We start from the raw sequence: 21,352 nt of genomic DNA on the forward strand, positions 1-21,352 counted from the left end.
ACTCAGTGAACCTTAGCGCACTTCCACAACCGCTTCTAGGGGATAGCGCACCTTGGGCAAAGTCGCATAGTTGTCGTCAGCCGCTCGATAGCCCGCTGCACACAAAACGACTGCATGATAGCCTTGGGCAGGCAGATCAAGAAGACAATCATATTCCTGCGGCAGAAAGCCCTCCATCGGGCAGGTGTCAATGCCCAGCAGAGCTGCCGTCACCATAAACTGACCCAAAGCAATATAAACTTGGCGGGTTGACCATTCATCCACATTGAGGGGGTAAGGGGGTGACTGCAAAAAGCCCTTGACCAAATCCCCATACTTTTGCAGGTTTTCCACTGCGGTTTGGTGGACTTCCGCTTGCCGCGCAAGGTAGCGATCGACATCCGTAGCATTGAGATTGGTTTTAATGGCAAATACCACTAAGTGGGAGGCATCCACCACCTGCCGTTGATTCCAAGTGTGGGGGAGCAGGGCTTGGCGCAGCTCAGGCGTCTCAATGACGTAAAACTTCCACGGTTGCAGGCCAAAGGAAGAGGGAGCCAGTACCAGACTTTGTAGAAGTGTTTGCCACAGATCCGCAGGAATTTTGCGATCGGGGTCAAATTTCTTCGTGGCGTAGCGCCATTGCAGTTGTTGTAAAACCGTTGTTGGTGAAATCGGCGTTTCAGTCATTCTGTTCCCTAGAGAATTTGTTAGAGCGATTACCCGAAGGATACGCTACGCGATCGCGAGTACCACTCGCCGCTCATTTTGACAAACTGTAAGGGTGAGGTCAACCTGTCTCCAGTGTTGAGGGCAATTCTGTCATCAAATTTATTTCGTAAAATATTGGGTACGCCTACACCACCACCATCACTGGCTAGGGGAGAATCCCCAGAATGTCACGGATTTATGACAACATAGAGCAATCTTTATTGCCAGAGCTGCAAGACCGCTTACAGGAAGCCTACCGAGCAGACTTTTGCGTGGGTTACTTTAACCTGCGGGGCTGGCGTGCTATTGACTCGTATATTGAGCAGTTTTTGGGGCAAAACGGGAATTGCTGTCGTTTGCTCGTGGGGATGCAGCGGCTGCCCTCAGAAGAGCTTCAGCGTGCCCTTGCCATTGGTCTTGGGTCTGAGCGGATGGATCAGGGGCAAGCGTATCGCCTCAAGGAACTCATGGCGCAACAATTTCGCCAGCAATTGACCTACGGTGCACCCACGGACGCCGATGAAGCGGGGTTACAGCGCTTACGCCAGCAGTTGCTCAAGGGGCATCTCACAGTCAAGCTTTTTTTGCGTCATCCTCTGCACGCCAAGTTGTATCTCCTCTACCGCAACGATGCGGTCACTCCCATTGTTGGCTATGTCGGTAGCAGTAATCTCACGCTGTCGGGTCTCAAGTCCCAAGGGGAACTGAATGTCCAAGTGGTGGATGCGGATGATGCTCAGAAACTAGCCCGATGGTTTGAGGATCGCTGGCAAGATCGGTTTTGCCTAGACATTACCCAAGAGCTAGCCACAATTATTGAGGAGAGTTGGGCAGGGGGCCTTCTGAAGCCCTATTACGTCTATCTGAAGATGGCTTACCACCTGTCCCAAGAAGCCCGGGATGGCCTCAGCCGCTATCACGTTCCTGCCCGTTTTGGGTTGTTGCCTTTTCAAGAAGCGGCGGTGCGAATTGCTGCTCACTATGTCAGCCAACGCAATGGGGTGATGATTGGGGATGTGGTTGGCTTGGGCAAAACGCTGGTGGCTACAGCGATCGCCCACATTTTCGAGGAAGAGTATGGCACGAGCACGCTGATTATTTGCCCGAAAAATTTACAAAGGATGTGGCAAAGCTATGTGGATCACTACGGTTTGCGGGGCAAGGTAGTAGTCATGAGCCGTGTGATTGAGGAACTCCCCGATGTTCCGGCACGCTTTCGCACGGTGTTAATTGATGAGAGCCATAACCTGCGCAATCCCAAGGGCAAGCGCTACCAAGCCATTCAAGACTACATTGAGCAAAGTGGTAGTCGCTGTATTCTCCTCACGGCTACGCCCTATAACAAGTCCTACCTTGACCTGTCGGCACAGTTGCGCCTGTTTTTGCGGCCTGAGACGGATTTGGGGATTAAGCCTGAAGCCTATATTCGCGAATTGGGTGGGGAGTTGGCCTTCCGCCGACAGCACAATGCGATTCCTGTGCGATCGCTCTTGGCCTTCGAGCAAAGTGCTGAACCGGAAGATTGGCAGCAGTTGATGAGCCGCTATATGGTGCGCCGCACCCGCAGTTTTATTAAGGCCACCTACGCCAAGCGGGAGGGCGATCGCTACTACGTGGAATTTGCCGATGGCCAGCGATCGTACTTTCCTGTACGTCGACCCCGCACGTTGCGATTTGCCGTGGAGGACACCGATCCCTATGCCCACCTCTACAGTGATGCGGTGGTTGACCGCTTGAATGATTTACACCTACCTCGCTATGGCTTGGGTCAATACGCTGCTGCCAAACCCTCACTCCCGCCCAACGACGCGGAGAAGCAACTCCTAGAGAATCTTTCCCAAGCAGGGAAGCGGCTGATGGGCTTTTGCCGTACCAATCTCTTCAAGCGGCTAGAAAGTAGTGGCTTTGCCTTTTTGCAATCCTTGGAGCGACATATTCTACGGAACTATGTCTATCTCTATGCGATTGACAACGACTTACCCTTACCCATTGGCACCCAAGACATTAGCTTTTTGGAGTGGGATAACGATGACTCGGAAGAATTGATGGAGGAAGAGGAGGAAGCCCCCGTGGCTGATTTGGGGGTATCTGTGGCGGCCAAGGACACCCCTGAGCAGTTCAAGGAACGGGCAAAAGCACTCTACGAGGCTTATCAAGGACAGTATCAGCGCCGTTTTAAGTGGATTCGCCCCAGCTTATTTGGCAAGGACTTAAAGCAGCATTTACAAGAGGATGTTCAAGTTTTAACCAGCATTCTCAGCGAGGTAGGGGTTTGGCAGCCAGCCACTGATAATAAACTCACCACTTTAATGGCTTTACTTCAGGAGCAGCACCCCAACGATAAAGTCCTGATTTTCACTCAGTTTGCGGATACTGCAGATTATTTATGGCGATCGCTCCAAGCTTCAGGGATGAGTCAAGTGGGCGTCGTCACGGGGCAATCCAATGACCCCACCAGTGTTGTCTGGCGCTTTAGTCCGCGCAGTAACGGTAAATCAATTCCTGAGGATGAGCAGTTGCGCATCTTGATTACGACTGATGTGTTGAGTGAGGGGCAAAATCTGCAAGACTGCGCCATTATCGTGAACTTTGACTTGCCGTGGGCAATTATTCGCTTGGTGCAACGGGCCGGACGGATTGATCGCATTGGTCAGCAGGCAGCGGAGATTCTGTGTTATTCCTTTTTGCCCGCCGATGGCATTGAACGGATTATTAACCTGCGGGGACGGTTGCGCGATCGCCTGCAACAAAACCAAGAAGTGGTGGGTACCGATGAGGCCTTTTTTGAGGATGAGCAAGCGCGGGAGGTGCTGTTGAATCTCTACCACGAACACGCCAGCGTCCTAGAGGAGGTGGACGAAGGGGATGTGGACTTGCCGTCAGAGGCACTGCAAATTTGGCAGAATGCCATTGATGCTAACCCTTCCCTCAAGAACACGATTGAACGGCTGCCCAATGTGGTGTATGCCACCCGCCAGCATCAGCCGACAGCAGCGGATCCAGAGGGGGTCTTGGTTTATTTGCGGACAGAGGATGGTACCGATGCCCTTGCATGGGTGGACAAAGACGGCAACAGCGTCACCCAATCCCAGCCCCGCATCCTGCGCATGGCTAGGTGCTCCCTCGATACGCCAGCAATGCCCCGCCATCCCCAACACCATGACCTTGTGGCCCGGGGGGCTACTCTCATTGCAGAGCAAACGAAAACAGTGGCTGGTGGCCTTGGTAATCAGCGCAGCACAGCGGCACGGGTTTACGATCGCCTGATGGCTTATGTGGAGCACATCCAAGCAACAACGCCAATCTTGGCAACGGGAGTCGAGTGGGAACAGTTGAAGCAAGCCATTCAGGACATCAATCAGTATCCCCTGCGGCAACAGGCGATCGCCCACCTCAGTCGCGAACTCAAAGCAGGCATCAAGGATGAAGAGTTGGCCAAGCTGGTAACTTTTTTGCGGGAACACAATGCTCTTTGCGTCATCAACCCTGAGGAGCAGCGGCACGGTGCGCAAATTATCTGTTCAATGGGCATTTTTGCTAGCAACACGTAGAGCGGCAACAGGAGTAGCAGAGAATGGCAACGCGGATCAAAAAGAAGCATTTTTCCAGTTTTACCTACGCTGAAGCCTTCAAGTACCTAGGCATTCAAGAAATCATTCCTTGGAAGCTGTCTGTGGCACCGATCGCCCCCAGTGAGTTTTTTGAGGAAAACCTGCGGCAAATTTCTGAAGTCTTTGATCTGCGCAGTAGCGAGGAATCAAAAAAACTTTTAATTGATGCCATTTGCCAAGAGTCCCTACGGCAGTTTAAGCACTTGAAAATCTGGAAGTCAGCCCCCCTAGCGGATGAGCAGACCACGGGGTATGTGGACTATCTGGTGGCAGAACGTAAGGCCTATTTAGAAGCGCCATTCGTTTGCATTGTGGAGGCCAAAAGGGATGATTTTGAGCAGGGGCTTGCTCAATGCCTGCCGGAGATGAAAGCCTGCCAATACAACAACAAAGAAATTGGTCGAAATCTGGATATTTATGGTATTGTGACCAATGGAGAGGGGTGGCAATTTTACAAATTAACGCTGGCGGGAGCAGTGTACGGGTCTGAGCTATACGCCATTGGCAATCTCCCCCAAGTTCTAGGTATTTTGTCCTTTGTTTTTCAGGAGTGTGAACAGAATTTATTAGCCTTATCTCAAAGGCAGCCCTAAGGTTGCTGTTATTTACGCCCTATATTTTTGGAAATGTAACCCCCGCTTGAGTCAGTGAAGATGCGTCTAGATCGCCCCCGTGCCCACCAATACCTAAAAGCCTTTGATTTTGAGTCTCTGTTTATTGAGGAAATTGGCTGGGATATTGTCGATCCGCCTGAGACAGTGTCACTCGCGATCGCCAGTGAAGTGTTTGAGGTGAGCGCGATCGCCCAAAAGCGGGGCTTCAAGGTCTATCAATGTTTTGTCTCCAAGATGCCCGATCGCACTGGGCGATCGAAGTTGGAGCGTCAACTGCAAGCATACAGCAAATCTCACCTATTGATTTTGGCAGATCACGACAAAACGCGGCAGGAGTGGCTTTGGCTCAAGTCTAAATCCGGCAGCCAAAAGCAGGTGCGATCGCACTCCTACAAAGTCGAGAACGATCCAGAACCTCTGCTGCAAAAGCTAGAAGCATTGGTGGTGCCGATTTCTGAGGAGTCGCAGCTTACCCATGTGGACATTGTGCAGAAGGTGAAGCAGGGGTTTGATGTTGAGCAGGTTACGCGGCAGTTTTTCCAAGACTTTGAGCAACTCCATCAACGCTTTTGTTTGCAAATTGCGGGAATTGAGGATACCGACGATCGCCGCTGGTATGCTTCGGTGTTGTTGAACCGTTTGATGTTTGTCTATTTCCTGCAACGGCGCTATTTCTTGAATCACCAAGACTCCCTCTATCTTCAGCACAAACTGGAGCAGTGCCAAAACCACCAGCAATCTTTTTACGAGTTTCTCAAGACGCTCTTTTTTGAGGGATTTGCGCAGCCAGAACCCTTGCGATCGCCCGAAACCAAGGCACGCATTGGCCAGATTTGCTACCTCAACGGCGGCCTCTTCTTGCAACACCCCATTGAGCAAAAGTATCCCCAGATTCAGATTGATAATGCTGTCTTTCGCGAGGTTCTTGACCTCTTTAGCCGCTATTCTTGGCACCTGGACGATCGCCCCGACAAAGACCCCAACGAAATTAACCCCGACATTTTGGGCTACATCTTTGAAAAGTACATCAACCAAAAGGAGTTTGGCGCCTACTACACCCGCCCCGAAATTACCGAGTATTTGTGCGATCGCACCATCAATAAGCTCCTCCTTGAGCGTCTTGCACCCCTCAGCCCCGAAGTTGCTGAGCAAGGACTGCTAACCGTTATTCAAACCCTTGATCTTCCTCAGTGCGATCGCCTGCTCAACGACCTATTACCCAGCCTTACCCTTCTCGATCCTGCCTGTGGTTCGGGGGCGTTTCTGGTGGCGGCGATGAAAACACTGATCAATATCTACACCCACGTCGTCGCGCGATCGCAGGCATTGCTAAAAGATGTTCCGCCCTCGGCTGCGGCATTACCCCCAGAATCTAGCGAATCGAGGGTGAGGGCATGGCTACAGGAAGCGGCGAAGCATCCCTCCATCGAGTACTACATCAAAAAGCGGATCATTACCGACAACCTCTACGGTGTGGACATCATGGCAGAAGCCACAGAAATTGCTAAGCTGCGTCTTTTCCTCGCGTTGGTGGCATCCGCTAAAACCGTTACTGATCTGGAGCCGCTGCCCAACATTGACTTCAACATCATGGCGGGGAACTCGCTCATTGGCTTGATTCGTGTGGATGCCCAAGGGTTCGATCGCCTGTCTGCTCCCAACACCCAAACAGGGGGCAAGAGTGTCTTGCAGGGGAACCTGCTCCAGCCTTTGGCAGCAACCACCTATCAGGAGATTCTGGCGGACAAAAATCACAGCATTGCTCTCTACAAGAAACACGCTTTTCAGCCTGACGATCAGGACCTGCCCCAAGAAACCCGCCTCCTACAACTGCGAGATCACATTGACAAGCTCAACCGCGAAGCGCAACGGAAACTCAACCAACTGCTCCTTGAGGAATTTAGCCAGCGCCTCGGCATCAAATACGAAGAAGCCCAACTCAACGGCAAGCCCAAGAAACGTCTCCTCACCCTTGAGGATATCAACGCCCTAAAACCCTTTCATTGGGGCTACCACTTCGATACCGTCTTTGCGCGGGGAGGCTTTGACGCCATCATCACCAATCCACCGTGGGAAATTTTCAAGCCACAGGCCAAAGAATTCTTTGCCAAATACAGCGCCGTGGTCACGAAAAACAAAATGGACATCAAAACCTTTGAAAAAGAGAAAAGCAAACTGCTGAAAAATCCAGAAGTTGCCAAGGCTTGGAATGAATATCAAAGTCAATTTCCCCATGTGAGCGCCTATTTCCGTTCGGCTGAAGACTATATCAATCAAATCTCAATGGTCAATGGCAAAAAGGCAGGCACAGACATTAACCTTTACAAGCTCTTCCTAGAGCGTTGCTATCATCTGCTGCGCCAAGGGGGTGAGTGCGGTATTGTCATCCCCAGCGGTATCTATACAGATTTGGGCACAAAACAACTGCGGGAAATGCTTTTTTCCCAGACGAAGATCACTGGTTTATTCGGCTTTGAGAATCGTCGAGCCATTTTTGAGGGGGTAGATAGCCGTTTCAAATTTGTCATTCTCACGTTTGAAAAAGGTGGACACACAGACACCTTTCCAGTACGCTTTATGCGCCATGAGGTGGCAGAGCTAGCTGCATTTCCTGCACCAGAGGATATTATCTTGGAAGTGCCACTCATCCGCAAATTGTCCCCCGACTCTCTCTCAATTATGGAGTTTAAGGAAGCGATTGACATTACCATTGCTGAAAAAATGCTGCGGTTCCCTTTATTGGGAGAAACGATCGAGGGCAAATGGAACCTTAAACTGACTACGGAATTTCACATGACGAATGACAGTCATCTATTCAAGACCGAGCCAGCCCCCGGCCGACTGCCCCTCTACGAAGGCAAGATGATTCATCAGTTTACCCATCAGTTTGCTCCACCCCGCTACTGGATCGAGGAAAAAGAAGGCCGCAAAGCATTGCTAGGCAAAAACGTCGTTGATACGGGGCAAAAGCTTGATTATCAGTGCTATCGGTTGGGCTTTAGAGACGTTGCAAGAAATACTGATGAACGAACAATGATCTGTACTGTTATCCCACCAAAAGTTTTCTGCCCTCACACAATGTCACTAGAGCAGGTGTATTATACACAACCAAACAAAAACGGACTTAATCGAAATAGTATGGGAATGAGGGACAATGAAAGGATATTCTTATGCTCTTTAATGAATTCATTTGTTATTGATGCATATCTTCGACGGCGTGTTACAGCTCATTTGTCTTTCTTCTTTATTTACCAATTGCCTGTTCCTCGGCTCCAAGAAGGCGACCCATGGTTTTCTGAGATTGTCGAGCGGGCAGGGAAGCTGATTTGCACCACGCCAGAATATGATGACCTGCTAGCAGAAGTAAATAGTAACAAAAGCGGGAAGATTGTGGGGGTCACAGATGAGGCGGAGCGAGCAAAGTTGCGGGCAGAACTCGATGGCATTGTTGCCCACCTCTACGGCTTAACTGAGGAGGAGTTCCAGCATATTCTCAGCACGTTTCCCCTCGTGCCTGATGCCACCAAGCAGGCTGCCCTCCAAGCCTATCGCGATATTGCCAACGGTCTGTGAATTGCCCACTATTGCCACTGAATATCGGCATCCATTGCAGTCATAGCAGCGGTGAGTTTTTCAATCAGTTCTTGAACGGGGAAGGCGCCGACATCTCCGGCTGCACGGGTGCGGATACTCACGGTCTCGCTTTCGACTTCCTTGGCACCGATAATACCCATTACAGGAATTTTCTGGGTTTCAGCGTTACGAATCTGTTTGCCGAGGCGATCGCCACTGCGATCCACGCTGACGCGCACGCCCTGCTCTTGCAGTTGAGTGGCCACACCTTCGGCATAGGGACGTTGCTCATCCCCCACAGGCAAGAGGCGCACTTGCTCCGGTGCCAGCCAGAAGGGAAAATCCCCTGCATACTCCTCAATGAGAATGCCAATGAGCCGCTCCAGCGAGCCAAAGGGGGCACGGTGAATCATGACCGGTCGGCGGCGAGTATTGTCCTCAGCAACGTATTCCAAATCAAAGCGCTCAGGCAAATTGTAGTCCACCTGAACCGTTCCCAACTGCCACTCGCGACCGAGGGCATCCTCAAAGATAAAGTCCAGTTTCGGCCCATAGAAAGCAGCCTCACCAATCCCCAAAAAGTGCTCCATGCCCAACTGTTCTACAGCTCGCTGAATCGCGGACTCCGCCTTTGACCAAGCCTCATCGGAGCCAATGTATTTGTCGGATTTGGGATCGCGGAAGCTCAGCCGTGCCTTGAATTTACTTAAACGCAGACAGCGAAAGACCGAGAGAATGAGATCAACCACATTCAAAAACTCAGCATCCAACTGCTCCGGCGTGACAAAAAGGTGGGAGTCATCCACTGTAAAGCCCCGCACCCGCGTCAAGCCCCCCAATTCTCCCGACTGTTCATAGCGATAGACCGTACCAAACTCCGCCAACCGTAGGGGCAAGTCACGGTAGGAACGCAACTCACTTTTATAGATTTGAATGTGAAAGGGGCAGTTCATTGGCTTGAGCACAAACCCCTGCTCGTGGGCGGCAGCCTCAGCATCCTCAGCCATCAGGGGGAACATATCCTCCTTGTACTTTTGCCAGTGGCCAGAGGTCTTAAATAGATCCACCCGAGCAATGTGGGGCGTCACCACCGGGAGATAACCGCGCTTGAGTTGCTCCTTCTTCAGAAAGTCCTCCAAGGTTGAGCGCAGGATGGTTCCCTTGGGGGTCCATAGAGGCAGTCCCGGTCCGACCGGATCCGCAAAGATAAAGAGTCCGAGTTCTTTGCCCAGTTTGCGGTGATCGCGGCGGAGAGCTTCTTCTTTGCGGCGTTTATATTCCGCCAGTTGTTCTGGGGTTTCCCATGCAGTACCGTAGATGCGCTGAAGTTGGGCTTTGGTTTCATCACCGCGCCAGTAGGCACCGGCAACACTTTCAAGGGCGATCGCCTTGGGGTTAATCTCGCCCGTATTTTCAACGTGGGGTCCCGCACAGAGATCCCACCACTCATCCCCCAAGTGGTAAATCGTAATTGGCTCCTCGAGGTCTTGGAGAATTTCCAGTTTGTAGGGTTCCCCCAGCTCCCGAATGCGGCGCTCGGCCTCCTCACGGGTCACTTCTTCGCGGATCACCGGCAACTTGCGCTTAATGATCTTGACCATCTCCTTTTCAATCAGCTTCAGGTCTTTTTCGCTGAAGGGTTCTGGGTGGTCAAAATCGTAATAAAACCCATTCTCAATCCAAGGGCCGATCGTCACCTGTGCCTTGGGAAACAGCTTCTGGACTGCCATTGCCAAAATATGGGACGTGGTGTGGCGAATACGCTTGATCCGCTCCGACTCACTGGTTTTGGGAAGGTAGATAGGGGCAGCAGCAGACTCTGGCATAGGGGGTGATCTATCTAACAAATCTTTAATGAGGCTGAGACTTCTATTGTGACATTCTGCTGCCCTCAAGGGGGGCGCTGTGCAGCGAATTTTTTCGCGACGACTGGGGGGCGATCGCCGGTGGCCAACTGACAAAGATAGGGCTATGCTAAGGTTGAAATCACGTAGTGGTCATGCCACTGCCGCCCTCTATTCACAATCTCTTGCTATAGGAATCTTGTATAGAATGGAGTGTTTCCGTGACTAGCCGCAAAGTCCTTGTCATTGATGACAGTAAAGTAATCCGGATGCGCGTCCGCGAGATGTTGCCAGAGGGCGACTATGAAATTCTTGAGGCCAAGGATGGCCGTGAAGGTCTGCAACTCATTGAGCAGTCTGAGCCGACGTTGATCATGCTGGATTTTCTGCTGCCGAAGGTGAGCGGCTGGGAAGTCTATCAAGAATTGGAGAAAAATGATCTCCTTGGCGCCATCCCCCTCGTGATTATGTCAGGGCGCAAAGAAGAAGTCACCGAAAAGCTCCAAGAACCCTTTGAGTGGTTTGAATTTATTGAGAAACCCTTTGAAAAAGAACAACTCGAAGCAGCGATTCAAGAGGCCTTTCGCAAAGCCCGCAAGCCCAGACCCGTCAAAGCAGCAGCACCTGCGGAAGTTGCGGCTCCCGTTGCTGTGGATCTCACCCCCGTCTATGACAAACTGGCTGCCCTTGAAGGCGCCATTCAAGCGTTGCAGGCACAATCTGTCAAGGCAAATGACTTTGCCCAACTCCAAGCAACGGTTGCTCAACTGCAACAGCAACCGGCGGCAACAGGTAGTGGTGGAGATGACAATCGCCTCGCCGCTTTGGAAGCGGAAAACCAGCGGTTACACCACGAGGTCGAGCAACTGAAGCGAGCCATCCACCAAATTGTGACGGCATTGCGGCGATTGCAGGGAGGGCACTAAGCTACTGCCATTCAATTTCGCGGCGACCGGCAAGGGCACGGGCAAGGGTCATTTCATCGGCATAGTCAAGATCACCGCCTACTGGTAGGCCAAAGGCAATGCGAGTGACCTTCACAAAAGGCCGCAGAAGCTGCCCCACATAGAGGGTGGTGGTTTCCCCTTCAATACTGGGGTTGATGGCCAAAATCACTTCTTTGACCTGTGCTTGGCTTGCCCGCTGGATTAGGGGTTGAATGTGCAGGTGTTCTGGGGTGATGCCCTCTAGGGGAGAAATGAGTCCCCCCAAGACATGGTACTTACCGTGGTACTCGCGGGTTTTTTCAATGGCAATGACATCGCGGGAATCAGCTACCACACAAAGGAGATGATTGTCCCGCTGAGGCGAGGCACAGATGTCACACACGGGTTCGGCAGAGAGGTGAAAACACACCGAACAAAGCCCCACCTGCTGTTTCGCCTCAAGGAGCGCTTGCGCCAAGGCTTGAATATCGGCTTCGGGACGTTTGATCAGGTGAAGGGCAAGACGTTGGGCGGTCTTCGGGCCAATGCCCGGCAGGCGTTGCAACTGCTCAATGAGACGAGCAAGGGGACGGGTATAGACACTACTCATGGACAGCTAGGCAGGCACAGCAGCGGCAAGGGGGGCGATCGCGCTCAGGCGCAGTTTGGGATGATCTGCCATGGTCTGTTGCAGATTCCACTCATTCTTAAAGAGCAGCACCGGCCGTCCCCAACTGTCTTTGACGGTAACAGCATTAAAGATGCGGCCAATCGCTTCAAGGGCTTCCCAACCATCCAGTACCCAGCGCGCAACGGTATAGGGGAGAGGGTCAAGACGGGTTTCCACACCGTATTCATTCAACAGGCGAAACTGCACCACTTCAAATTGCAATTGGCCAACCGCCGCCAAAATCGGTTCCCGTTTGGATTCATCGGTGGAGTACATGATTTGCACCGCCCCCTCTTCCCGCAGTTCATTCACCCCTTTTTGGAAGGATTTGAATTTAGAGGGGTTGGGGTTGCGCAGATAGGCAAACAGTTCCGGCGAGAAGCAGGGAATGCCCTCATATTCCAATTTCGGACCAACATAGAGGGTGTCGCCAATGGCAAACATGCCCGGATTATTCAGGCCAATGACATCGCCAGCATAGGCGGTTTCAAGGGATTCGCGACCTTGGGCAAAGAGTTTTTGGGGGCGAGAAAGGCGGATGGTTTTGCCAGTGCGGGCATGGCTCACGGTCATGTCCTTTTCAAATTTGCCGCTACAGACCCGTACAAATGCCACGCGATCGCGATGTTTCGGATCCATATTGGCCTGAAGCTTAAACACAAAGCCAGTGAAATGCTCCTGCGTCGGATCAATCGCCCCGCGATCGCTCTTGTAGGCCACAGGCGGCAGCGCATAGGTCAAAAAGTGCTCCAGAAACAGGCGCACGCCAAAGTTGGTCATGGCACTACCAAAGAAGACAGGGGTCATTTTCCCCTGATGCACCAGATCAAGGTCTAGCTCGGCACCCACGCCATCGAGCAGTTCCAGTTCATCCTTGAGTTGGTTGTATTCCAAGCGATACGACTCAATGTAGGGGTCAATGGCAGCATCCCCAAGGGCAATGACCGTTTCAGCCGCAGCACGGCTACCGTGGGTGGTGCGCTCAAAAAAGTGAAAATTCTGCCGCAGGCGATCATAGACGCCACGAAAGCGATCGCCCATCCCCAGCGGCCAGTTCACAGGATAGGGAATCAGCCCCAGCTCCTGTTCAATTTCATCAATCAGTTCAAGGGGTTCCCGCCCCGGCCGATCCAGCTTGTTGATGAATGTAAAAATCGGCAGACCCCGCAGTTGGCACACCTCAAAGAGCTTACGGGTTTGGGGTTCTAGACCCTTGGCCGCATCCACCAGCATCACCGCATTATCAGCCGCTGCAAGGGTGCGATAGGTATCTTCACTAAAGTCTTGGTGGCCGGGGGTATCCAAGAGGTTAATCTGATAGCCTTGGTACTCAAACTGCAAGACCGTCGAGGTAATCGAAATCCCCCGTTGTTGCTCCATTTCCATCCAGTCAGAGGTGGCCTGCCGCTGTGCCCGTCGTGCTTTGACCGCTCCCGCCTCGTGAATGGCCCCACCGTAGAGCAGTAACTTTTCCGTCAGCGTCGTTTTCCCGGCATCCGGGTGGGAGATAATGGCGAAATTACGACGTCGTTTCACCTCTTGGGTGATTTCATGGTGCAAGTCACTGGTCATGGCAGAATTTGTAGCAGCTTTCCTAGTGTAACAGATGGTCTTTAATGACAATTAATAATGATAATGATTCGCCGCTGATTCTGGTCACCGGGGGCGCGGGCTATATTGGCAGCCATACCGTTTTGGCACTCCAGCAAGCCGGCTTTCAGGTACTGATTTTAGATAGCCTTGAGCGAGGGCACCGCGATTTGGTCGAGTCCGTTCTCAAAACAGAACTCATTGTGGGTAATATTGGCGATCGCCCCCTCTTGGATTGGATTTTTCAAACCTATCCTGTGACGGCAGTGATGCACTTTGCTGCCTATATTGAAGTGGGTGAGTCTGTCCGCTACCCCGAGCGCTTTTATCAAAATAATGTCCACGGTGCCCTGACCCTCTTACAGGCGATGGTGGCTGCTGCGATTCCCTATTTTGTCTTTTCCTCCACCGCAGCAGTCTATGGCTTGCCCCTAGAGGTACCGATTCAAGAAACCTGTCCCTGTGCCCCCATTAATCCCTATGGTCGCTCCAAGTGGATGGTGGAGCAAATGCTGGCCGATCTAGGCAGTGCCTACGGCCTCAAGTCTGTGATTTTCCGTTATTTCAATGCAGCGGGTGCGGATCCCCAGTCTCGGCTGGGGGAAGATCATCATCCGGAAACCCACTTAATTCCCCTTGTGTTGCAGGCAGCCATGGGACGACGCCCCCATATTGCCATCTACGGCACAGACTACCCCACAGCCGATGGCACGTGCATTCGTGACTATATCCATGTCGTGGACTTAGCCCAAGCCCATGTGCTGGGATTAAAGTACCTCCTGAGTGGCGGCGACTCGGAAATCTTTAACTTGGGGAATGGCCAAGGCTTCTCGGTGCGGCAAATTATTGAAGCGGCTCAGAGGGTTACAGGTTGTTCGCTTCCAGTCGTTGAGGGCGATCGCCGAGCAGGAGACCCCGCAATCCTCGTTGCCAATAGCGATCGCGCCCGCCGCATCTTAGGCTGGCAGCCCCAGTACCCGGACATTGAGCAGATCATCCATCACGCTTGGCGATGGCACCAACACCGCCACGGCTAAGCCTGCGCTGTACATTTTGTCTGCAATAAGGAATTAGGCGGCACTTCTGGGTACCTCGTACTCAAAAATCTGCGTAAAACTACCATCTTCCTCTACCCGCAGTTCAGCTCGGCGCATGCCCACCTTGAGGAGTACTGCGTGCGAAGCAGTGTTCTCCGGTGCAGTGGTTGCAATCAAACGTGACAGGCCATGGACGTTAATACCATAGCTGATCAGGCCAGATAAAGCCTCAGTGGCAATACCCTGCCCCCAGACACTAGGTAAGTAGGCGTACTTAACTTCAGCTTCCTGTTGCCCCATAGGGTGAACAATGCCACAGAAACCTATAATTCCCGGCCTTGATCTGAACTCAACCGCAAACATGCCATAGCCATACTTGCCGTAGTTACGTTGCGTCACAACAAGCCACTCGCGAGCCTCTTCTTCAGTGATAGGCTTGCCGTTGCCAACCCATTTTGTCACCTCAGCGTCTCCATAAACAGCCAAGATGTGAGGCAAATCCGAATCGCGCCAGCGCCGAACAACTAACCGCTTGGTTTCAAAAACTGTCATGTCATTTGTATCACAGACGCAGCGCACTCTATTCCTCATTCAAAATTGATTTCAAAATTTCTGGAGTTAACCCTCGTTCTTGAGCCTGCCGACTAATATCGCTCATCACTTCCTCTAGGGGTCTTTTAGGTCGAGTGACATCACTAAGTTTCAGACTGAGTAATGCTTCTAATTTGCGACGTTCCTCTTCCGAAGGAGCTTCAAAAATACGGGCAGCCTCAGCATTAACGCGAATTGTGATTGTTTTGGTTTCCATCATAAACTCCGCAAGGGTACTGCCACTATTAGTCTAACAAAGGATTTTGTGCCACGATGGTGATGACCTCAAATCCCCCGCGATCGCCCCTCAGGTGATTTTCAAAGCCACGTGGATTGGGTAATTGATTATTAGGATCATAAACAAAACAAATTAATGTTCTAAACCTCATTTCACTATGGCGGTACGCTTCAAGGTCTATTGCTAATTCGTCAAATAATCGATTCCGCCCTCTCTGTGCTGAGAATACCTTGACCTCAATTGCAAACTTCTCATCAACAAGCATAAAGTCAATAAATCGACTATGGGAGTAGGGCTGAGGAATAGGGTACTCTCGTCGAATATCTGAGTTGGGAAACGTACTTCTCAAGAGCCTTTCAAGGACAACTTGCACATCTTTCTCTTGGAAATTACTGGGAAGTTGTGAATGTGCTCTACTGTAGAAATTGCGACATAAATCAAGAATTTGCTCTAGGGATTCTTGCTGGGAGTGATCTAAACTGACACCTGTTTCATCCCTTGGGGCGATCGCCCTTTGGGGTTGCTGACTGAGGAGAGCTTGCTGATTCTCGCGAATAGAAAACCAAGCCGCACTGAGACTAATTGAGACGCCTCCCGTGGCTACAGCCATATTGCCATAGCCAATGCCTACGCCGGCACAACCCAAACCGAACAAAACTGCCAGATCAGCCCACAGGCATTTGGTCGAGTAGCCTAGAACACGCAAAACTTTTTCTCGCAGCATAGGTTAACTAGACAATTTTTTTGGTTAGGCTACCATAGCTCTGTCCAAGGGAGCAAGATGTAAACAATAATTTATGATTTATTAATTTCAATGAAGACTAAAAGCAAAAAGCCCACCCCAAGAGGCAGGCTGACCCATTCCATGAATTTAACGGCGCAAGGGCTGCTGAAGAACGGATATGCCTAAGAGCGCAGCAATGACCTAGAGACTATTCAAAAAGCCAATCAGACCGTGACCCGTAATCACTTCCAAGGCCAACAGGGAGATAAACCCAATCATGGCCAAACGACCATTGAAGAGTTCGGCGTAGGGAGTAAACCCAGCCTGCGGCTCACTCATCACGTACATTTTGGGTTCGATGGCAAAGTTGTTCATTTTGCCTTGATCATCGATGATGCTACCGCCTTTCATTTTGGTACTCCATTTGTTACAAAGTGTTTCATGTTCTTAATATAAATTAACACTTATACCGAGGAATGGCAAGAGCGAACGGATTTTCTTAAGATTTGCAGCCTATACAGTTGTTCTTCACCCTAAAAACACGGTTTCAGCACGCCAGTGTGCTAAAGATTGGGGTGGGAATCGCCCGCTGGTATTCATGAGCCGCTTCTCTTTCCTCGGTTTTCACCCCTCCAGACGCCAATTACCCCCAAATCGGTCGGGCGTGGCGAAGTTTCTGTTGCAACCGCCACAGTGGTTACGTCTAGCGCTGCGTTTGCGTGGCTCCGTCATTCCTGCCATTCTTTCGGAAGTGCTTTTTTGTGGCGGGTTTGGTCTCCTTGTCACAGTGATCGATCAATACGTGATCAATGTTCACTGGCCAGTGCTGGGCACTTTAATCCCTTCAATTGTGGTGGGGTTGCTCCTCGTCTTTCGTACGAACACTGCCTATGAGCGCTTTTGGGAAGGTCGCCGCCAGTGGGGCAACATTGTTAATAATTCCCGCAGCCTAACCCGCTTGATGTGGACTGCCATTAACGAAAATAATCCCAAGGATCGCCAAGCCAAAATTGATGCGGTTCATTTAGTGGGGGTGTTTGCGATCGCCACCAAGCAACACCTGCGCGGCGAGTCCTTTGCTGAACTGGAACCCCTGCTCAAGCCCCACCAATACAAAGAACTGCAAACGGTGCAAAACGTCCCCTTGCGCATTGCCCTGTGGATTGAGGACTATCTGCACCAACAACACCGCCGAGGGCACCTGTCCCTGTATCAGCTCACCTACATTGATGAACTGCTGGTGCAACTGGTGGATGCCATGGGAGCCTGTGAACGCATTCTAAAAACGCCGATGCCCCTTGCCTATGCCATTCATCTCAAGCAGTTGTTATTCCTCTATTGCTTGCTGCTGCCCTTTCAACTGGTGGATGACCTTGTGTGGTGGACGGGGCCAATGGTGGGACTCATTGCCTTTACCCTCTTTGGCGTTGAAGAAATTGGCATCGAAATTGAAAATCCCTTTGGCCGAGACCTCAATGATCTGCCCTTGGATGCAATTTGCCTAACAATGCAGCAGAATATCAATGACCTCATTAGTGCGCCGACCCATCGCCATCGCTCCGCCCAGCCCTTTTCTTAACTGATTCTTAGGGGTAATTGACCATGACTGCAACTGTGCTTTCCCCTCCGCCAGCAAGGGTTTATTACGAAGTAGTGCATCACTTACCGGGGCGAGTGCGGTTGCGGATTCCCCGCCTGCAATATGACGATCGCTATGGACGGCAACTGCAAGCTCTCTTTGTCCAAGAAGACAGTGTGCAACAAATTCGCCTCAACTTGCCCGCCGCTAGCCTGATAGTTCAATACAGTCGCGAAGCTGACAATCCCCTTCACCGCTTTGGCCAATTGATTCAGGCCGCAGCAGATGAGGGTTTACCCCTACCGGGAATGCTGCCCATTGATAAGTTGGTGTACTCCCCTTGGAACACCACTTACTTTATCGAGAAAATGGCGCTACCCACCTTGGCGCTGGCGATCGTGGCGCTGCTACCGGTACAAACGCCCTTCTACCCTGCCATTGTCGCCACTGTCATTGTGATTGTGGCACTGCCCACCTTCCAAGAAGCCCTAGAGAGTCTCGAACACCGCCATCTCAACGTCACCCAACTGGAATCCCTCTGGACAATTCTGCATACGCTGCAAGGGGAATACATGGCGCCCGTGTTAGCCGCTTTTATGGGTCAAGTGGGCGGGTCGCTGCGGGATATGACCGCTCAAGTGGGGGAAAACCAAGTCTTTGACCCCCTCGATCAACAGCGCACCTATTGGGTAGAGCGGGGCGGCACTCGCCAAAATGTCTCTGTGCGCGAGCTACAGGTGGGCGATCGCGTGATTGTGGCCGCCGGATCCGCGGTGCCTGTGGATGGTACCGTGCTCTGGGGATCCGCCGTGATTCAGCGGCAGTTTCTCACGGGAGAGTCGGATCTACTGCCCTGTGAACCTGAACAAACGGTGCTGGCCTCTTCCCTTGTGGTGCGGGGACAAATTTGCGTTGTTGCCGAAGCCGTTGGTGAAGAGACGCAGGTGGGCAAAACGCTGCAACTGGCTCGCCAAGCGCCGCAACTAGATACCCGCATTGAAAACTACGCTGAGGAAATCTCGAACCAAGCCATTTTGCCGGCCATGGGCGTGGCTGCTATTGTTTATGGCATTACCTTGGATGCCCATCGGGCGATCGCCCCCCTGCAATTGGACTTTGGCTCAGGGATTGGCATTACTATTCCTACGGCCATTTTGGCAGCCCTCACCCATGCGCCCTATGTTGGGGTTTATTTTCGCAATGGCCGCGCTCTTGAACTGCTCTCACGGGTCAATGTCATTGTTTTTGACAAAACCGGCACGCTAACCGAGGTGAAGGGAACGATTGTGGGGGTGAATCTCCTTAAACCCGGCCTGAGTGAGCAAACGCTGCTCTATTGGCTGGCCACCGTGGAACAGTCCATCAATCACCCCTTTGCCCTGGCCATCCTTGAGTATGCGGCTGAACGCGGGATTGAGGGGGGAACCTATAGCAACTGGGTCTATGAGCCGGGTAAGGGGGTGGCGGCAACCGTTGAGGGTCAAGAGATTTTGGTGGGTACCCCCCAACTGATGCGCGATCGCCAAGTGCCCATTGATCTTGATGAACTGCGCACCCATGAAGGCGTGCTCTGGAACCGCTCCCTTGTCTGTGTCGCCTGTAATGGTGAACTGGTGGCACTGGTGTTCTATAGCAACCCCGTACGTTCTGAAGCCGCTAGCGTGATTGCCGCTCTGCAACAGCGGGGCATTGAGTGCTATATGGTGACGGGAGATCACCACGAAGTGGCCAATGCGGTGGGCTATGCCACTGGCTTTCGCCTCGGTCAAATCTATACCAATAAAATGCCAGAGGATAAAGTTGAACTCCTCGAGAAGTTCAAAAATGGCGGCGAAAAAGTCGTGGCCTATGTGGGGGAAGGCTTCAACGATACAGCAGCAATGGCTTACGCTGATATTTCCATTAGCCTTTCTGAAGGCAGTGATGCGGCGCGGCAAACCGCAGATATTCTCTTGATGAATAATAGCCTTGAGGGACTGGTGCAGGCGATCGCCCTCAGCCAAGAGGTGATGAACATTATCAATCAAAACATTGCCCTTGTGGTCATTCCCAATGTCAGCGTCGTGTTAGCCGGGGTCTTTTTGAGCTTGCACCCAGTAATTGCGGTTTTGATTAGCAATGGGGCAACCCTCTTGGCCGAACTGAATAGCCTGCGCATCCTCACGGACTATCGCCCTGTCAAACTTGAGCACAAGTCTAGTCGTAGCCGCTCCCAAGCGGGAGTTCTTGATATTCCTTGGAAAAAACGTCCTCGCCGCAGTTTTGGTCATTTCGGCAGCGAGTTGAGTTCTGAGTCCCTCAGCAATGGCCACGTCCCCTCAGAAACTTGACCACCAACTTCAGCAGGTCAATCAACGCCTGAAACTGGCGCAGTTGGGTCTGCAAATTGAACAACGCGGTCAACGTCTCAGCCTACGGGGTACCCTGCCGCCACGACCGGGCAGCCATCGGCTCCGCCCCCACCAACAGCGTTTAAGTTTAGGGTTACCCGCCACCCCCAGCGGTCTTAAGGCAGCGGAAAAGGAAGCCAAAATTATTGCCGCCAAATTACTGGAAAACACCTTTCGCTGGCAGGACTATGAACGGGTCAAGGGCTTAGGGCGTCTTGGGGAGTTATCCTTGGGGGCGCAAATTGCCGCCTTTGAAACCGCACTGTTGGCGCAAGGAGATCTCAGTCGTACGACGTGGGAAACGGCCTATGCCCCCTATTTGCGGCAGTTGCTCAAGGCCGCTGCTGCCCATCCTGACCATTCACTACCAGAACTGATCTATGGTCTCTTGCAGCAAATCCCCGCTGATCAGCGACAGCGGCAGGTGGCCTGTACCGCCTTTCAAGGGTTTTGTCGGTTCCTAGGGGTGGAGTTACCGATTCCCCTAGCTCAGTTTTGGGGCACCTATTCGCGGCGATCGCTCCAACCACGGGAGTTACCCAGTGATGAGGAAATTCTAGCCGCCTACGAGCAGATTCCCAATCCCCAGTGGCGGTATGTCTATGGCTTGATGGCGACCTATGGCCTGCGCAATCATGAAGTGTTCTTCTGCGATTTAAGTGGCCTCGTCACAGGTGACCCGGAAGGGATGATCGAGGTGCTAGAAACCACCAAAACTGGCTGCCATCAGGTGTGGCCTTTTCCTCCCCAGTGGGTCGAGGTGTTTGGCTTGCGATCGCCCGAGTTGCCGAGGATCAATACCGATTTGACCCAAACAACCCTCCAACGCATTGGCCAGCGGGTAAATCAACAGTTCCGTCGCTACGGCTTGCCCTTTCGTCCCTATGACTTGCGCCATGCGTGGGCGGTGCGCACCATTCACTATGGCTTACCCGATACCGTTGCCGCACGGATGATGGGACACAGTGTGGCGATTCACACCCAAACCTATCACCGCTGGCTGACCCTACGGGATCAACGGCAGGCAGTGGCTCGTGTCCTTACTCAATCTGAATGCTTTTGAAGTCACTGGGGGGGGGCGGTGGCGGACTGGGGGGCTGATAGTCGCCGTACTGCTTGAGCCAATCGCTGACTGGCTTTTGATCAAGGCTCAACCCCAACAATCCAGAGACAAAGCCGCCCATAAAGGCAACGGGTTTTTGGCTCAACTCTTTGACAAGGGGCGCTAATTCGCTCAAGAACATAGGCTATCTGCCAATATCAGCACAGGTTTTC

General features: G+C 52.0%; 17 protein-coding genes. 8 read left to right on the plus strand and 9 right to left on the minus strand.

Annotated elements, in window-relative coordinates; translation table 11 throughout:
* Nucleotides 1-12: 12 nt before the first annotated feature.
* Nucleotides 13-669: an NAD(P)H-dependent oxidoreductase gene (locus tag KV190_RS11250; RefSeq protein WP_460193429.1), complete on the minus strand. Its 657-nt coding sequence runs from the start codon at nt 667-669 to the stop codon at nt 13-15.
* Between the two features lie 206 nt (nt 670-875).
* Here KV190_RS11250 and KV190_RS11255 point away from each other — a divergent pair, with 206 nt between their 5' ends.
* From KV190_RS11255 to KV190_RS11265, 3 genes are read left to right on the plus strand one after another with little or no spacing between them, the layout of a single operon-like run.
* Nucleotides 876-4,241 (plus strand): helicase-related protein, encoded by a 3,366-nt coding sequence (locus tag KV190_RS11255; RefSeq protein ID WP_460193430.1) that lies wholly within the window; start codon nt 876-878, stop codon nt 4,239-4,241.
* 23 nt (nt 4,242-4,264) lie between these two features.
* The gene (locus tag KV190_RS11260; RefSeq protein WP_460193431.1) at nt 4,265-4,894 is read left to right on the plus strand and encodes a hypothetical protein; all 630 of its coding nucleotides are present in this window, start codon (nt 4,265-4,267) and stop codon (nt 4,892-4,894) included.
* A gap of 60 nt (nt 4,895-4,954) precedes the next feature.
* The gene (locus KV190_RS11265) at nt 4,955-8,488 is read left to right on the plus strand and encodes an Eco57I restriction-modification methylase domain-containing protein (protein ID WP_460193432.1); all 3,534 of its coding nucleotides are present in this window, start codon (nt 4,955-4,957) and stop codon (nt 8,486-8,488) included.
* 8 nt (nt 8,489-8,496) lie between these two features.
* Here KV190_RS11265 and thrS read toward each other — a convergent pair whose 3' ends face one another.
* Nucleotides 8,497-10,314, minus strand: coding sequence for a threonine--tRNA ligase (gene thrS, locus KV190_RS11270; protein WP_460195280.1), 1,818 nt, complete (start codon nt 10,312-10,314; stop codon nt 8,497-8,499).
* Between the two features lie 239 nt (nt 10,315-10,553).
* Between thrS and KV190_RS11275 the strand changes: the two genes are divergently transcribed.
* Nucleotides 10,554-11,258 (plus strand): response regulator, encoded by a 705-nt coding sequence (locus KV190_RS11275; protein ID WP_206199796.1) that lies wholly within the window; start codon nt 10,554-10,556, stop codon nt 11,256-11,258.
* A 1-nt stretch (nt 11,259) separates the two neighbouring features.
* On the opposite strand, the gene recR is transcribed toward KV190_RS11275, so the two are convergent.
* Both recR and prfC read right to left on the minus strand, forming a co-directional pair.
* Nucleotides 11,260-11,868, minus strand: coding sequence for a recombination mediator RecR (gene recR, locus KV190_RS11280; RefSeq protein WP_460193435.1), 609 nt, complete (start codon nt 11,866-11,868; stop codon nt 11,260-11,262).
* 6 nt (nt 11,869-11,874) lie between these two features.
* A complete protein-coding gene (prfC, locus tag KV190_RS11285) occupies nt 11,875-13,500 on the minus strand; it encodes a peptide chain release factor 3 (RefSeq protein WP_460193437.1) in 1,626 nt (541 codons plus the stop codon).
* Between the two features lie 44 nt (nt 13,501-13,544).
* On the opposite strand from prfC, the gene galE reads away from it, so the two are divergent.
* The gene (gene galE / locus KV190_RS11290) at nt 13,545-14,555 is read left to right on the plus strand and encodes a UDP-glucose 4-epimerase GalE (protein ID WP_460193438.1); all 1,011 of its coding nucleotides are present in this window, start codon (nt 13,545-13,547) and stop codon (nt 14,553-14,555) included.
* Nucleotides 14,556-14,588: 33 nt separating this feature from the next.
* On the opposite strand, the gene KV190_RS11295 is transcribed toward galE, so the two are convergent.
* The 4 genes from KV190_RS11295 to KV190_RS11310 form a co-directional block, all read right to left on the minus strand.
* Complete coding sequence (locus KV190_RS11295; RefSeq protein ID WP_460193439.1) at nt 14,589-15,107, minus strand: GNAT family N-acetyltransferase; 519 nt, start codon at nt 15,105-15,107, stop codon at nt 14,589-14,591.
* Nucleotides 15,108-15,135: 28 nt separating this feature from the next.
* Nucleotides 15,136-15,366, minus strand: a complete 231-nt coding sequence (locus KV190_RS11300) for a hypothetical protein (protein ID WP_460193441.1) — start codon at nt 15,364-15,366, stop codon at nt 15,136-15,138.
* 25 nt (nt 15,367-15,391) lie between these two features.
* Nucleotides 15,392-16,108: a PD-(D/E)XK nuclease domain-containing protein gene (locus KV190_RS11305; RefSeq protein ID WP_460193442.1), complete on the minus strand. Its 717-nt coding sequence runs from the start codon at nt 16,106-16,108 to the stop codon at nt 15,392-15,394.
* 201 nt (nt 16,109-16,309) lie between these two features.
* Nucleotides 16,310-16,519, minus strand: coding sequence for a chlorophyll a/b-binding protein (locus KV190_RS11310; protein ID WP_126987406.1), 210 nt, complete (start codon nt 16,517-16,519; stop codon nt 16,310-16,312).
* Nucleotides 16,520-16,706: 187 nt separating this feature from the next.
* On the opposite strand from KV190_RS11310, the gene KV190_RS11315 reads away from it, so the two are divergent.
* From KV190_RS11315 to KV190_RS11325, 3 genes are read left to right on the plus strand one after another with little or no spacing between them, the layout of a single operon-like run.
* Entirely contained in the window at nt 16,707-17,687 is a 981-nt protein-coding gene (locus tag KV190_RS11315; protein WP_460193443.1) for a bestrophin family protein, read from the plus strand.
* 23 nt (nt 17,688-17,710) lie between these two features.
* A complete protein-coding gene (locus KV190_RS11320; RefSeq protein WP_460193444.1) occupies nt 17,711-20,017 on the plus strand; it encodes a heavy metal translocating P-type ATPase in 2,307 nt (768 codons plus the stop codon).
* A complete protein-coding gene (locus KV190_RS11325; RefSeq protein WP_460193445.1) occupies nt 19,992-21,140 on the plus strand; it encodes a tyrosine-type recombinase/integrase in 1,149 nt (382 codons plus the stop codon). Before KV190_RS11320 ends, KV190_RS11325 begins: the two co-directional genes overlap by 26 nt.
* Here KV190_RS11325 and KV190_RS11330 read toward each other — a convergent pair.
* Nucleotides 21,118-21,321 carry a hypothetical protein gene (locus KV190_RS11330; protein WP_460193447.1) on the minus strand — a complete coding sequence of 68 codons (204 nt, stop codon included), beginning with the start codon at nt 21,319-21,321 and terminating at the stop codon, nt 21,118-21,120. The genes KV190_RS11325 and KV190_RS11330 overlap by 23 nt on opposite strands.
* Between the last annotated feature and the right edge of the window lie 31 nt (nt 21,322-21,352).

The sequence above is a fragment of the Thermosynechococcus sp. FA-CM-4201 genome, from assembly GCF_054689355.1.